At 58.4% G+C, this 14,545-nt stretch carries 14 protein-coding genes; 12 read left to right on the forward strand and 2 right to left on the reverse strand.

What is annotated here, in order from left to right:
- The first annotated feature begins 467 nt into the window (after nt 1-467).
- From AC1Z3W_RS25320 to ilvC, 6 genes are all read left to right on the forward strand, one after another.
- Complete coding sequence (locus tag AC1Z3W_RS25320; RefSeq protein WP_483508688.1) at nt 468-1,943, forward strand: APC family permease; 1,476 nt, start codon at nt 468-470, stop codon at nt 1,941-1,943.
- Between the two features lie 156 nt (nt 1,944-2,099).
- Nucleotides 2,100-3,692 carry a carboxylesterase/lipase family protein gene (locus AC1Z3W_RS25325; protein WP_483508689.1) on the forward strand — a complete coding sequence of 531 codons (1,593 nt, stop codon included), beginning with the start codon at nt 2,100-2,102 and terminating at the stop codon, nt 3,690-3,692.
- A gap of 14 nt (nt 3,693-3,706) precedes the next feature.
- The gene (locus AC1Z3W_RS25330; RefSeq protein ID WP_483508690.1) at nt 3,707-4,135 is read left to right on the forward strand and encodes a type II 3-dehydroquinate dehydratase; all 429 of its coding nucleotides are present in this window, start codon (nt 3,707-3,709) and stop codon (nt 4,133-4,135) included.
- Between the two features lie 6 nt (nt 4,136-4,141).
- A complete protein-coding gene (locus AC1Z3W_RS25335) occupies nt 4,142-5,140 on the forward strand; it encodes a thiamine pyrophosphate-dependent dehydrogenase E1 component subunit alpha (protein ID WP_483508691.1) in 999 nt (332 codons plus the stop codon).
- Nucleotides 5,131-6,111: an alpha-ketoacid dehydrogenase subunit beta gene (locus tag AC1Z3W_RS25340; protein WP_483508692.1), complete on the forward strand. Its 981-nt coding sequence runs from the start codon at nt 5,131-5,133 to the stop codon at nt 6,109-6,111. Before AC1Z3W_RS25335 ends, AC1Z3W_RS25340 begins: the two co-directional genes overlap by 10 nt.
- A 28-nt stretch (nt 6,112-6,139) precedes the next feature.
- Nucleotides 6,140-7,156: a ketol-acid reductoisomerase gene (gene ilvC, locus AC1Z3W_RS25345; protein ID WP_483508693.1), complete on the forward strand. Its 1,017-nt coding sequence runs from the start codon at nt 6,140-6,142 to the stop codon at nt 7,154-7,156.
- Between the two features lie 116 nt (nt 7,157-7,272).
- On the opposite strand, the gene AC1Z3W_RS25350 is transcribed toward ilvC, so the two are convergent.
- The gene (locus tag AC1Z3W_RS25350; RefSeq protein ID WP_483508694.1) at nt 7,273-7,860 is read right to left on the reverse strand and encodes a YybH family protein; all 588 of its coding nucleotides are present in this window, start codon (nt 7,858-7,860) and stop codon (nt 7,273-7,275) included.
- A 91-nt stretch (nt 7,861-7,951) separates the two neighbouring features.
- Here AC1Z3W_RS25350 and AC1Z3W_RS25355 point away from each other — a divergent pair, with 91 nt between their 5' ends.
- From AC1Z3W_RS25355 to AC1Z3W_RS25380, 6 genes are all read left to right on the forward strand, one after another.
- A complete protein-coding gene (locus AC1Z3W_RS25355) occupies nt 7,952-9,874 on the forward strand; it encodes an FUSC family protein (protein WP_483508695.1) in 1,923 nt (640 codons plus the stop codon).
- Nucleotides 9,875-10,123: 249 nt separating this feature from the next.
- Nucleotides 10,124-10,924, forward strand: a complete 801-nt coding sequence (locus AC1Z3W_RS25360; protein WP_483508696.1) for an amino acid ABC transporter ATP-binding protein — start codon at nt 10,124-10,126, stop codon at nt 10,922-10,924.
- A 14-nt stretch (nt 10,925-10,938) separates the two neighbouring features.
- A complete protein-coding gene (locus AC1Z3W_RS25365) occupies nt 10,939-11,577 on the forward strand; it encodes an amino acid ABC transporter permease (protein WP_483508697.1) in 639 nt (212 codons plus the stop codon).
- The gene (locus tag AC1Z3W_RS25370) at nt 11,574-12,233 is read left to right on the forward strand and encodes an amino acid ABC transporter permease (protein WP_483508698.1); all 660 of its coding nucleotides are present in this window, start codon (nt 11,574-11,576) and stop codon (nt 12,231-12,233) included. Before AC1Z3W_RS25365 ends, AC1Z3W_RS25370 begins: the two co-directional genes overlap by 4 nt.
- Nucleotides 12,234-12,336: 103 nt before the next feature.
- Nucleotides 12,337-13,173 carry a substrate-binding periplasmic protein gene (locus tag AC1Z3W_RS25375; protein WP_483508699.1) on the forward strand — a complete coding sequence of 279 codons (837 nt, stop codon included), beginning with the start codon at nt 12,337-12,339 and terminating at the stop codon, nt 13,171-13,173.
- Nucleotides 13,174-13,254: 81 nt separating this feature from the next.
- A complete protein-coding gene (locus AC1Z3W_RS25380; RefSeq protein WP_483508701.1) occupies nt 13,255-14,043 on the forward strand; it encodes an aspartate/glutamate racemase family protein in 789 nt (262 codons plus the stop codon).
- A gap of 94 nt (nt 14,044-14,137) precedes the next feature.
- Here AC1Z3W_RS25380 and AC1Z3W_RS25385 read toward each other — a convergent pair whose 3' ends face one another.
- The gene (locus AC1Z3W_RS25385; protein ID WP_483508703.1) at nt 14,138-14,500 is read right to left on the reverse strand and encodes an MmcQ/YjbR family DNA-binding protein; all 363 of its coding nucleotides are present in this window, start codon (nt 14,498-14,500) and stop codon (nt 14,138-14,140) included.
- Between the last annotated feature and the right edge of the window lie 45 nt (nt 14,501-14,545).

Here is a 14,545-nt window from a genome sequence, read left to right on the forward strand (position 1 = left end):
AATGACGCGCTGGCGATAAATCGAGCCCGAGACGTCAGTTGCCGCATCGCCAGCCAAATACGTCGGCGTGCAGTGGTGTCCGCGCTAAGCCCCCAGCATGATGTCCCACGTCTCGCGGCAAGTTAGGGAAAGTACTGTAGTGGCTCGTCATCGCCCAACTGGCTCGGTTTTCACCGCGATGCTTGCGATGAGGGCCCCGGAAAACCCTTGTATAAAAACTTTTGCTCCCGTAAAGTTCACTTCATCGTACTTACCGTTCTTTTGATTTGACCAATTAGTATGAATCGCGCAGCGGGAGGGACACCCGCTGGAGGAACGGCTCTTGGTGGCGGTGATCCGTCATTTGTATAGATGTGGAGTCCGCGTTCTCGTCGCTTGTTTGCTCTTGTCGAGCCAGGCGTCGCCAGGACGCAACTGGCTTTCTGGGCCGGAGGTGGACTACCTTGGAACGAAAAGCGGGAGCAGGAGTGAATACGTTGATCGACAGTAATGAAAGGGCCGCGCTGCCGGAATTCGCCACACCCTCTGGCGAGAATCGTCCCGCCACGCTTTCCGGGCAGTTGGGGATGCTGGAAATCGTGTTTACCGTGCTGGCGTATAACGCTCCGCTAACCGTTGTTACCGGCATGGGGGTCATGATGACCCTCGGCAACGGGCTGGGTGCGCCAGTCACGTACCTGGTCGCGGGGGCGCTCATCCTGATTTTCGCGGTGGGATTTACCGCAATGTCGAAGCACGTACCCAATGCGGGTGCGTTCTATGCATACATTACCGCGGGGATCGGGCGACCTCTGGGCCTCGGTAGCGCGCTGATGGCGATGCTTGCCTATGGCTTTATGATGATAGGCATCTACCTCTATTCCGGCATCGTCTACGCTTCGTTGGTGAAGCATCTGTTCAATGCACAGCCGCTTGTTTGGTGGGCATATTCGCTTCTGCTGCTTGCCGCCGTCGGCGTATTCGGCTATTTGCGCATTACGTTTTCGGCTCGCGTTCTCACGCTCGCACTGATTTGCGAAGTGTTGATCGTATTCGTCTGGCAGATCGCTGTGGCCGCGGTTAAGGGCGCAGCCGTCCTGTCGCCGTCATGGCTGACGCCTAGCGCTGTGACATCGGGTTCCGTTGGGCTCGCCTTATTGTTCGGGGTGACCTGCTTCGCCGGGTTTGAGGCGACCGCCGTATTCCGAGAGGAGGCTCGTGATCCGGAGGTGACGGTTCCGCGAGCGACGTATTGCGCGATCTTGGTCATGGCCACTTTGTTCAGCTCTGCATCGTATTTTTTGATTTGTGCATACGGTCCGCAATCGGTCCTAGAGAGGGCCGCAGCCGATCCTTCGCAGATCTCCCTGAACGCGATCGGCCTCTATCTGGGCAAGGCCGGTTTGGAAGCCGTGAACGCTTTGCTATGTTCGAGCGTCTTTGCCTGTTTGCTCGCCCTGCACAATATCCTTTCTCGATACATCTATTGCTTGGGGCTCGATGGCACGTTTCCGCGCGCCTTGGCCACCGTACATGAACGCCATGGTTCGCCTCACCGCGCTTCGGTCGTCGTAACCGGCTTGATGTTGGTCATTTTGATCGGTGTGATCAAGAGCGGAGTAGAGCCGTTCGGCGCCTTTGCTGTGCTGACCGGGGTGGGCGGATATTGTTTGCTGCTGCTGCTGATTTTGACGTCGTTGTCGGTGCTGGTGTTCTTTGCGCGCAATATGAAAGGTCAGAGTTTCTTGAGAACCAGAGTTGCGCCCACCGTGAGTTTCTTTCTCCTTTCGTTTGTCGGTTGGCTGGCAACGGCGAATATGAAAGTCTTGACTGGGAATGTGCGGGTTTCGCACGCTCTGATCGCTGTCGTCTTCGGAACGCTTTTGATTGGCGTCCTTTATGCGCGGTACTTGAGGCGCGCGCGGCCGGACATCTATCTCGCTATTGGGCGGCAAGTGATTTGATGCGGCGCCGGCCGTCGGTCGCATGACCTCGGCGGTCATTCGTAGCACGAGTTTCTTTACATCAGGCCGGCGGCGCACGTGTCGTCGGGCGTTGGCGCTCGGGCATGCGCCAGTACGCCGATTCAATGACTGATATTTATTTAGGGAATCGAGATCGTGAACATTGCAGTTGGACAAGTCGAAAAAGATCGTGGAAACGGCGTGGACTCGTTTAGGGTGGTCGACACCCAGTACGGCAAACTGCGCGGTCGTGTGAGCGATGGCCTTGCATCCTTTCTAGGTGTTCGATATGGCGCCAATACTTCGGGTACGAATCGGTTCATGCCGCCGCAACCCGTCACTCCGTGGACCGGAATTCGCGATGCATTCGTATTCGGCGATCACTGTGTGCAAACCAACCCCGACTTTCCGGTTTGGCTCAGTCCCGGCCCGGCGAGCGAAGATTGCCTGACGTTGGAGGTTTTTTGCCCGGCTAGTGCCTCTGAGTCGTCACGATTGCCGGTCATGGTGTGGCTGCACGGCGGCGGCTATTCGTTCGGCTCAGCCTATGCGCCTGGGTACAACTGCGGCAACCTTGCCAAGGGCGGCAACGTCATTACGGTGGCGGTTAATCAACGCCTGCACGGATTCGGCTATACCTACCTGGGCGACGACGAACGCTTCGGCACGGCAGGCAATGCAGGCCACCTCGATATCATCGAGGCGCTCAAGTGGGTGCAAACCAACATCGAGCGCTTCGGCGGTGACGCGAGCAACGTCACCGTGTTCGGGCAATCGGGCGGGGGCGGCAAGATCACCATGCTCTGCGGCATGCCGGCTGCGCGGGGTCTCTTTCATAAGGCCATCGTTCAGAGCGGTTCGATCATGAAAATCCGAACTGCTCATGAAGCGTCGATGCTGACCGATGCCGTTTTCGATACCTTGCAGCTAAAGCGTGGCGACGTCCGCGCGCTGCAGGCCGTCCCGGCCGACACGCTCGTTCGGTGCTTCGACAAAGTTGCCGAGGAAACCAACACTTACTACACGCCGTATCTCGCATATGGCCCCACGGTGGATGGGCGCGTCATGCCTGAAATGGTCTGGCGCGACAAGGCGCCCGATTTCGTGCGCGACATTCCGTTTCTGATCGGCCTGAACACCGACGAGGGGGCGACGTACGTTGGACTCGACATGTATGGTCCATTGCAAGCGGATGTGGACGTCGCAAGGCTGTGCGCGAAAAGTCAATTGCAATGGAACTTCAGTGTCGAAGAGTTGCTACCCGTTGTCCGAAAGTATCGTGAATTGATGCCCCATCTTTCCGACGCGGAGATGGTTGTTCGGGTGGCCTCCGATGTCAGCTTTAGGAAGGGCGCAACCATTCAGTCCGAGCTCCTCATTGCGCGTGAGGGTGCGCAAGTCTACATGTACGAATGTGCATGGAAGACACCGTGCTTCCGGGCGGAATGGGCCGTGCATGGGGTGGAATTGCCATTCATCTTTGGCCTTGGCGATTACGGTACGGCGTGGGACGGAGAGGATACCGACGCGCTGCGTGCGGCGGCCGATCCTGAGAACAAACGTGCCGTTGTCGGCCGTCAAATGTTCGACGCGTGGGTGAACTTTGCTCGAAGCGGAAATCCTTCGACGAAGGAGTCGCCTTGGCCGACGTACGATTCCGCCTCGCGCACGACCATGGTCTTTGGCCCGGCGACGAAGCTGGTCGATGATCCTCAACGGGACGTTCGAGATCTCTTGCTGGGCTTGTGAGCGGGACGGAGAAGATGGGCAAGCCCGTAGCGACCGTTCTCGTCGTGCATGGCGCCGGAATGGAGAAGCGCGGGCTGGAAGCGATCGAGACTTTCGGATCGATGAAGCTCGGCGAATACGAAGAGGCGATTCGCGGGTACGCGACAGAAGTGGGCTTCGACGTGACGTTTTTTCATTCGAACGACGAGACGGTAGTGGCGAACAGGTTGAGCCAGATTCATGATTCGATCCATGCAGTCATCATCAATCCGGCTGGCTTCCTATCAGGCACACCGAAGGTCATCGCTGCCGTTCAAGCTCTGCGCTGTCCCTGTGTCGAGGTTCATGTAAGCAACCCTGCGGCGCGTGGCATTGCATCACCTTTTGCCGCCTGCTGCAGCGGTTCTGTCACCGGCTTTGGCATCAGGAGCTATGAGCTCGCGTTGAAGGGCCTGGCGGCGTAGGAATTTATGGAACTACTTTCTCTGTATCGCAGCATGGCGCGCATTCGTGCGTTCGAGCTCGCGGCGGAAGAGCTTAGCCTCGGCGGCGTGGCTGTCCTCGGGCAGCATATCGACGAGCGCGCGAAAGTGCGCGGACCGCTGCACGGGTCGATCGGTCAAGAGGCGGTAGCCGCCGGCGTGTGCGCCCATCTCGAACGGGACGATCTACTAACCAGCAGCCATCGCGGCCATGGGCATACGCTTGCGAAGGGGGCGGACATGCGCAGAATGATGGCCGAACTGTTCGGCCGGCGCGATGGGACCAACTCCGGCAAGGGCGGCTCGATGCACATTGCGGACTTTTCGGTCGGCATGCTGGGCGCGAATGGAATCGTGGGAGCCGGCTTGGCTATCGCATGCGGCGCCGCTCAGGCGATGAAGCTTCAGGGTAAGCCCAATATCGTGACCTGCTTTTTTGGCGATGGCGCTGTGAACCGAGGCCCATTCCTAGAAGCACTCAATTGGGCGGCTTTGTTCAAGTTGCCTGTGCTCTTTGTGTGCGAGGACAACCGCTGGTCGTCGACTAGCAGCACACATGAACTCACGGCGGGGCCTGGCGTCGTCGCTCGCTCGGCGGCTCTTGGGGTCCCGGCCGAGCGTGTCGACGGCAACGACGTCGAGGTTGTGTGCGCGTTGGCGGAACGCCTGGTGCGCGAAATCCGCGCCTGCGAGGGGCCACGCTTGATGCACGCGCTAACCCGGCGCATGCGCGGCCACCTTTCCGCTGACAAGCAAGCTTATCGCGATCCGACCGACATCGAGATTGCGGCGAAAGAGGAACCGATGCTGCGCGCGAGGGGACGTCTTCTGGAGACGGGGACGTCGCAAGCTCAACTCGACCGCGTCCACGAGGAGGTATCACGGGAGTTGCAAGAAGCGCTCGCTTTTGCCGAAGCGTCGCCCATGCCAGCGGGCGTGGAAGCGTTTGCGGACGTCCAGACGCTGGGAGGCGGCACGTGGTACTGAAAACCATGACCTACGCGGAGGCCGCGCAGCAGGCGCTGCGCGAGGCAATGACTCACGACGCCAATGTGGTTGTCGTAGGCGAGGATGTCGGACGCGGTGGCATATTCCAGCAGTACAAGGGTATTCAGGCGGAGATTGGAAATGAGCGCGTGATCGACGCACCGATTTCCGAAAGCGCGATCGCTGCCGTTGGCGTCGGAATGGCGCTCGCCGGCTTGCGCCCTGTCGTAGAGCTGCGTGTCATCGACTTTGCGTTGTGCGCGATGGACGAGATCGTCAACCAGGCGGCGAAAGCACGCTATATGTTTGGCGGACAGGGGCGCGTTCCAGTGGTTTTTCGCATGCCCATAGGACATTGGAGCAGTAGCGCCGCACAACACTCGCAAAGCTTGGAATCATGGTTCGCGCATCTGCCTGGTGTAACCGTCATGTGCCCCGCTACCCCGCAGGACAGTTACACCATGCTGGCGGATGCGTTACGTGGTGAGGATCCCGTGATCTACATGGAGCACAAGGAATTGTGGGCCATGAGCGGTCAGGTCGATACGGGCGCCATTGTTCCGCCCGGCCGTGCGCGCGTCATCCAACGAGGCGCGGATCTAACCATCGTTTCCTGGTCGGCCGCCGTGCATGTTGCACAGCAGGCCGCCGCTGCGCTCGCGACCGAAGGTATTTCCGCCAGCGTTATCGACCTGCGTTCGATTTGGCCGTGGGACCGAGAGACGGTCCTCGCGGACTGTGCGCGCACGAAGAAACTGCTAGTGGTGCATGAATCCGTGCAGGTTGCGGGCTTCGGCGCGGAAGTAGCGGCTACCGCAGCACAGGAGACCGGCTGCCGCGTCTCCCGGCTGGGCGCTCCACGCATTCCGGTCGGCTATGCGCAGACGCTCGAGGTCGTTTCTCGCATTCAGGCGCAGGACGCTGTCCGAGCGGCGCGCGCTTTGTTCGATCAACCCAGCATGGCGGCTTAAGCCCAGCAACCATCCGAAAGGAATTTTTATGAAAGTTTTTTACGACAAAGACGGCGATCTGAGCCTCATCAAAAGCAGGACCGTCGCGATTATCGGCTATGGCTCGCAAGGCCACGCACACGCGCAGAACTTGAGCGATAGCGGTGTGAACATCGTGGTGGGGTTGCGCAAGGGTGGCGCTTCCTGGCCCAAGGTAGAGAAGGCCGGCCTGAAGGTTGCGGAAGTAGTCGGCGCCGTGAAGCAAGCCGACGTCGTCATGATCCTGCTGCCCGACGAGCAGATCGCCAACGTCTATAAGAACGACGTCGCGCCACACATCAAGGAAGGCGCCTCGCTCGTTTTTGCCCACGGCTTCAACGTGCATTACGGCTTCGTGCAGCCGCGCGCCGACCTCGATGTGTGGATGGTCGCTCCTAAGGCGCCGGGCCATACCGTACGTAGCACCTACACGCAAGGAGGGGGCGTGCCCCACCTCGTGGCGGTACATCAAGACAAGAGCGGCAAGGCTCGCGACTTGGCCCTGTCGTATGCCATCGCTAACGGCGGTGGCAGAGCCGGCATCATCGAGACCAACTTCCGGGAGGAGACCGAGACCGACTTGTTTGGCGAGCAGGCGGTGCTGTGCGGCGGCGCCGTGGAGTTGATCAAAGCCGGTTTCGAGACGCTGGTGGAGGCAGGGTATGCACCCCAGATGGCCTACTTCGAGTGCCTGCACGAACTGAAGCTGATCGTCGATCTGATCTATGAAGGCGGCATCGCCAACATGAACTACTCGATCTCGAACAACGCAGAGTATGGCGAATATGTCACCGGCCCGCGCATCGTCACGGAGGAAACCAAGTCCACGATGAAGAAGGTGCTTCGCGACATCCAGACCGGCGAGTACGCCAAAAGCTTCGTCTTGGAGTCCGCCAGCGGCGCCCCCACGTTGATCAGCCGCCGTCGCTTGAACGCCGAGCATCAGATCGAGACGGTGGGGGATCAGCTGCGCGCGATGATGCCTTGGATCAAAGCCAACAAATTGGTCGACAAGAGCCGCAACTGAGAATCAGCGCCGCGCCGCCGATCTCGATGTGACGGCGGCAGGCGTTGATCTGCGGTTCAGGATGCGACGGCGCCGGCGAAAGACTTCGTCAGCGCCCAGTTCGAATGCACGATGCGTCATTGCTCATCGACCAGGCGGTAAACCTCGGTCGAATTCCATGCCCTCAGCAACTTCTCGCCGCCCGACTGGTCGGTTACAAAGGTGTTGAGGTTGTAGCTAAGCACCGCCAGGTCACCCTCACCACTGACGATCACGTGCGGATTGAGATACTCGCACCGCACGATGTGCGGGTTGCTGTAGATCTTCGAAATGTGTGCCACGACCGTGGACCGACCGACAAGCAACGTTTCTGTCACTGGGTCGAAATAGCTGATGTCTTCATGGTAGTTCTCGAGATAGCCGCCGCTGTCACCGGAACTCCATCGCTCATTGAGCGACCGTTCCAACGCCATGAGTGTGTCGCCGATCTGTTTCACGTCTGCTGCCATGTGCGCTCCTATTATTGCTTCCGCGAAGATGTCGTCCGGCAAGGCAGCGGCATCGATGTATGCCAGGCCTCCGAAGTCAGTCAACTGCTCGCCCGCCAGTGTTGGCTGACTGTGTTGCGCTTCCTCGACGGCACGGGCAACAATTTTGACGCGCCGCGCCATCGAGGGCATACTGACCAGAAGGTCTAATTTTGGTTCTAAATGGTTGAATTGCAAGTCTAGCCGGTCAACGCCAGCGATCGAGACCCGTGTTCACGGCTATGTTGCGCTGTGTGACGCGACGCATCCCCAATTTTCGTGGAGTCAAATGTCGAAACCATCTTCGTCGGCGTGGCGGTCTTGGAATCTCAAGGGCGTTGCCCGAGACCTCGCCGCCGAGTTGGGGCACGACCCCGGCCGAATCCGGCTGTTCAACGCGGTCAGAGCAGTCGTCGCTTCATTGGGCTCCGGCCTCGTGCTTTACCAGTTCGCCGTTCGTTCCGAGCAAGCCATCGCGCTTGCCGCGCCAGGATTCTTGATTTCATTCCTGTGGGTCGTGCTCGCACGCGAGACGCGATTTCGCGGGCAGTTGGAAATGTTGTTCGCATCGAGCGCAACGATCGCTGCGACCGTCGTCATCGTTTCGCTGCTCAGGGACTGGCCGCCTTGGTTCGGGGCTATCTACCTTTGTGTCGGCATGTTTCTCGGTACGTTGGTCCAAGATTGCGTGCGACGGGCCTCCGGTATAACAGTCATGTGGTTCGTTGTGACTTGCGTCGAACTCTACTCGAGTCCTTCGATTGCAGCCGTGCGATTTCAGATGACGTCGATTGCAATCGGCGCCGCGATAACCTTCGTTATCTGCATTCTGTTCCTGCCCCACTCATCCTCCCGCGTCTTGCGTAGCGCTTTATCCGACTTTCAATGGAATGCAGCGCTAATCCGCCATAACGTTCTGAGGCGATCCTCAGGAGACGATGTATACAAGAAAGCCGACCAGAGGGCCTACGATCGACTAGGACGGTCGATAGCAGTCATCGAGAGCGAACTTAGCGGACATAGCCTCGCCCAATCCGATGCCTTTTTTTATGCCTTGGCGCGAGCCCATGTAGAAGCGCAAATCGTAAGGGAAGCGTCTATCTCGGCCGCACATCGGAGGGGCTCAGATACGCAGCTCCTCACTCGAATCTCCGCACGCATTGCTGTGCTCGATGACGCGGTGTCAACGCTGCGTACAATCGCGGAAAAGATGGAAATTCGACCAATCGTTTCGGCCCACAAGACGCCTATTTTCATCGGCGCGCTTGCTTGGCGGCCAGCGATCCAAGTCACGGCCGCCGTTACCATGGCGTTGTCATTTGCTGAATGGATCGTACCCGGACGATGGTACTGGGCAGTTGTTACGGCAAATGCTGTTCTTGCTCGCTCCAACACCACAACCATCCATAGAAGTTTTCTCCGGCTTGCCGGCACCGTTACGGGGCTAATAATAGGATTGTTGATAGGCTGGCTTATCGGCGGAAACATGTCGTTGTCATGCGCGGCAATCTTTGTTGTGATTTTCGCGTTGCATTTTTATCTCCCAGTCAACTACGGGGTTGGAGTGCTTTTTGCGACGATTTTCGTGGGTCTGCTGTACGCCTCGCTCGGCTTCTCTGAGACGCAGATTCTCCTCATGCGATTCGAGGAAACCATGATCGGCGTGTTGGCTGCGGTGCTCGTCGCAACAGTGGTGTTTCCGGTGCGAGCAGCGAGCGAGGCGTCGCCGGCTGAGCGCGCGGCGCTCCGTGCATTGAAGGAGGTTGTCGATGCGCTCGCAAGTGGCCGCGACGCGGGTCTTACTGAAGCATACGTACGATTGCACGTTTTGCATCAAAGGCTGAGCGAGGCCAAGCAAGCACTGCGGCCTGTCATCACTGTCGAGGGCGTCATCGGCAGGCGCGATACCTATGAACGATGGCGCTGTTTGGACGATTGCAGGTCCTGGATCATGATTGCGCTTCACAACTACAACCTGAATTCTTGTGAGCCCATATCGGCGGTGGTTCACCTTCAGTCGTTGTCGATCATGCTCGAAGGCATGATCGATGGGACGTACGTGCCCCGAGGCGAATCGAATCGGACATTCATCCAACGCGGTCATGAAGAAAATGCAGCAACGCAGGCAGCAGCAGAGGCCGCCGCTGCGCTCGATCGATACTGGGCTGCATCTTCCTGCAGGCGTCCACGTCGATGCGTGCCGGGTCTCTGACCTGGTAAACGGGTCCTTCTTCAGGCCGGACGGCTACTAGGTATTTTCCCGGCCGAGATCAAAAACAATTTTGACGCGCCACGCCCGCCAGTGCATACTGACCATGTAGTCTAATTTTAATTCCAATGGGTCAAATCGAAAAGACGGTGACCTACTAGAGCGCGACACGCCTTGTTCATGGGGCCAGGCCGGTTGGACCGTCTGATGCCGAACGACAGTCTCGCAAATCGATTGACGGAAAGGTCCGCAATGAGCGATCTCTCGGAACCCACCGCTGCTCGCCGAACCTCAACGAGCACGACGCCACATCTGGTCACGCTCGATCGCGTCGGGAAGGTATATGGCGATCATCGCGTCCTGCACGATATTAGCCTCGAGATTGCCGCTGGCGAAGTGGTCGCAATCATCGGCCCAAGTGGCTCGGGGAAGAGCACGCTGCTGCGGTGTATCAACCAGCTCGAACCGCCCACGTCTGGGTCGGTGACGGTCGACGAGGTGCAAATTGCGGCCGGCACGCCCCTGGACGCGGCGAAACTCATGCACTTTCGTAGGTCGTTGGGCATGGTGTTTCAGTCGTTCAATCTCTTCCCGCACATGACCGTCCTCGAGAACGTCAGTCTCGCGCAACGTCGAGTGCTAGGTCGTTCCAGCGAAGAGGCGAACGCTCGATCAATCGAGTTGCTTACCCGCGTGGGATTAGCCAACAAAGCCGTCCAATACCCGGCCCGATGCTCAGGCGGGCAGCAACAGCGAATCGCAATCGCGCGCGCCTTAGCCCTCGACCCGAAAATCATGCTGTTCGATGAGCCGACATCGGCGCTGGATCCGGAGGTGGGTCTCGAGGTGCTCGCGGTGATGCGGGAACTCGCTGACGACGGTATGACGATGATGGTCGTGACACATGAAATGCGCTTTGCAGAGAGCGTGTCAGATCGTGTGATCGTGATGGCCGATGGTGTCGTGTTGGAGGAGGGGCCGAGCGCGGATGTCATGGCGAACCCGAAGACGGAGCGCGTCCAGCGTTTCTTGTCGGCGGTAAGGGATCGATGATGTCGGCTCTAGTCGTGCAGATCTTCGGAGAGATCGTAGCTGCGCTGCCGTGGACGATCGCGCTCACCGTCACGTCGTTCGTGATGGGTGCGTTGTTGGCGGTACCGCTATGCAGGCTTCGCATCGCCGGTAATCCGCTGGTCAGAAACGGCGCGGTAGCGCTCATCCTGACTTTCAGATCGATTCCGCCGATCGTTTGGCTCTTCATCATCTTCTTTGGGCTCGGGAGCGATGTCGTTTCGCTTAGCCCGTTCGCTTCAGCCGTCATTGGGCTTGGCCTCATCACGGCGGCGAATGTCGCCGAAATCTATCGTGGGGCCATCAAGGCGGTGCCGACCGGCCAATTCGAAGCGGCGCGGGCGCTCGGGTTGCCGGCGCGCTGGCAATACAGCGATGTATTGATCCCGCAGATATTTCGGCTCGTGCTTCCCACGATGGCCAGCTATGTCATCGGCCTATTGAAGGACACGGCCGTCGCCTCGACGATCGGTGTGCATGATCTGGCGTTCTCCGCCTACCGCGTATCGCAAGAAACGTTTCGCGGCATCGAGGTCTACGCCACCTACGGGCTCGTGTATTTCTTGATCAGTGTCGCAGTTGCGTATCTCACGCGCGGATTCGATCGGCGACTCAGAGAAAGGATTTCGCGATGACCGCACTCGTGAGCTTGTGGGCGCAATGGTTGCCGAGTCTCTTGTCCGGATTGCTGACTAGCCTCGAGGTGACCGTTTCCTGCATGGCGATCGGCATACCGCTGGGCTTGCTGTTTGCGCTGGGCGTGGGTGCGGCCGACAACGCCGTTCGTCATGTGACGGTGGTGATCGTGGAACTAGGGCGGGGCGCTCCCGCACTCATCCTTCTGCAGTTCTTCTACTTCGGGCTGCCGGCGCTGCACATCACGCTGTCATCGTTCGTGTCGTCTGTATTGGCTTTGGCGTGGTGTACGGCCGCTTACACCAGTGAAATCATGCGCGCGGGCCTGCTTTCTGTCCCCCACGGGCAGCGCGAGGCCGCCTACACGATCGGATTGAAAGAGATCGACACGCTCAGATTGATCGTATTGCCGCAGGCTTTTCGGGTTTCTTTGCCGCCCCTGCTGGGCTTCGCCTTGGTCATGCTGCAGGCGACTTCGCTGTGCTTCACGATAGCGCTTCCCGAACTGGTGACACGAGCCAATCAAATCGGCACCGGGACATTCCTGTATATGCCGGTCCTCACGTTGACGGCTCTGCTTTACGCTTGCATCTGCGTACCGTCGACGTTGTTGGTGTCATCGCTGGAACGGAGGCTTTCAAGGCACGAGACGTGAGCAATACCGGCGCGAGGGTACATGGGACCGGTATGGGCATCGACACGCGGTGTCTCGAAACGATCATTCATTTTTCACAACGCGCTCGACGGGAAATAGTCAGATGAAGCTCGCACAACACATTCTCTACGGTACGGCTGCGATTGCACTCGGTATGTTCGGTGTCTCCAGCGACGCCTATGCGGATTGCAAACCCGCACACCCAATGAAGACAGTGGTGCCCGGTACGTTGACCGTATCGACGATGATGCTTCCGCCCTACAACATTCCTGGTAAAGACGGCTCCATGTCAGGCGTCGAGGGCGACATCCTCAAACGGGTCGGCGACATGGAATGTTTGAAGATCCATGCTTTGCAAGTTGATACCGCGGCGGAAATTCAGTACGTGACGACAGGAAAGGCCGACATGAGCGCCGGAAACTGGTATGCCACGGCAGAGCGAGCGAAGGTCCTCGGGCTCACCGCCCCGGTATATCTCGATCAGGCTGGCATCTTCTCCAAAGAGGGTTTCACGAAATTCTCTCAACTGAAGGGCAAGACAGTCGGGACCGTTCAAGGCTACAACTGGGTTGGCGATCTGCAGAAGATGTACGGCGACGACCTGAAGCTTTACCCGACACCGGTGGCCCTCGAACAAGATCTCGCGACCGGGCGGGTGGATTCCGGCGTGGACAGCCCAGGTGCGGGCATATACGTGCAGAAGAAGGGTGGGTATCCCCACATCAAGATCAAGGTCGCCGATCCTGATCCGAAAATTCGCTCCTCCGTTGAGCCGGCACAGATCGTATTTCTGTATCCGAAGAGCAGTGTTCAGCTCGGGGAGGCGCTCAATGCGGATATCGCTACGCTGCGTAAAAACGGTGCGATCGCTGAAATCCTCAAATCGTATGGGCTGGATGCGCGCAGCGCTGACGTCGGGCCAGCGCGCCTGATTAATTGAACGGGCAAAGCGGCACTGTCTGGCAAGGCGCCGCGCCTATGTGTGCGGGGCGGCGCTGTCCATGAAGAAACGAGAGGTGAGATGACTGTTGCAATCAAATTCATCAACCCGTTCGGTACAGATCAATACAACGGGTTGATCAGTGAGACGATGGCTCCATATTTGCGAGACGGGACGGAGCTTGTCGTCGCGAATACGAGCAATTGCCCCGAAAACATCGATTACTACTACAACAAGCATCTCATCGAAGAGGCCATTTTCGAAGAGGTGATCAAGGCCGAGCGGGAGCGATTCGATGCTGTCATTGTCGGGTGCTGCTATGACCCGGGGGTAAGAGTTGCCCGTGAGCTTGTGGACATACCGGTCATTGGACCACTTGAAGCGGCGATGTATTTCGCACCGTACTTTGGCCACGACTACGTCGTCGTCACCGACCACCACAAAGCCGTGCCATATCTTCGAGACCTCGTTCGGCTATATGGCCAGCAGGCGAATTGTCTCGACGTTTCGTGTATCAACTGGTTTGTCACCGACATGATCAAAGATACGGACGGCGTTGCCAGGGATGCGATGAGCGCAGCAGCGGCTGCGATGATAAACAAAGGCGCCGAAACTGCCATTCTCGGCTGTACGATCATCTCCGCAAGCTACGAAAAATTGATCTTGCAAACTGGGGAGGAGCGCAATCGCGCGGTATTGAATCCGAATACCTGCGCACTCAAGATGGCGGAGTCGCTTGCCGATCTCAAGCGCCAAGGCATCTATCAGATCAGCCGTCGCGGCTATTACCAGCAGCTCCAGCAATATAACCCCATCGAGTACGCAGCGGTGCGAAAACGATTCGCGCACCGTGGACAGGGCGAGGTTTGACAACGATCGGCGCTTGCGATCGGCCACTTGCCCGGCACTGCGTCAGCAAGCGGCCCGGCTCCACTTTTGCGTCGCGGCTGCAGATGGAGTGGCTTTACCCGTTCTTCGTCAATTCGAAGCTATCGTCAATCACGTCCAATACGTCGCGCTCGGGAACCGACCCATCGAGAACAACGGTGACCCAATGCTCCTTGTTCATGTGGTAGGCCGGCAAGAAGCCGGGGCGTTTGCGCAGGGCCCCGACGAGTTCTATCCGCGCCTTCACGTCGATTACGTCGACCTCTCCGTCTCCCGCGAGGCCAAGCTTCGCGCGCGGCACATTCATCAACAAGCAAAACCACTTTTCATCGTCAGGATGCCGGAAGACGGCATACGCCGGGTAGCGATTCCAAGGGTAGTCGGGTTTCACGCGATACTTCTTTTTGATGTAGTCAAAGACCTTCGACTTCACATCCATTAAACGCTCCTTGTCGAACTATTTTCATCTTGCGGGTATCGCGGA

It is taken from the genome of Burkholderia sp. 10_S31 (genome assembly GCF_056930375.1).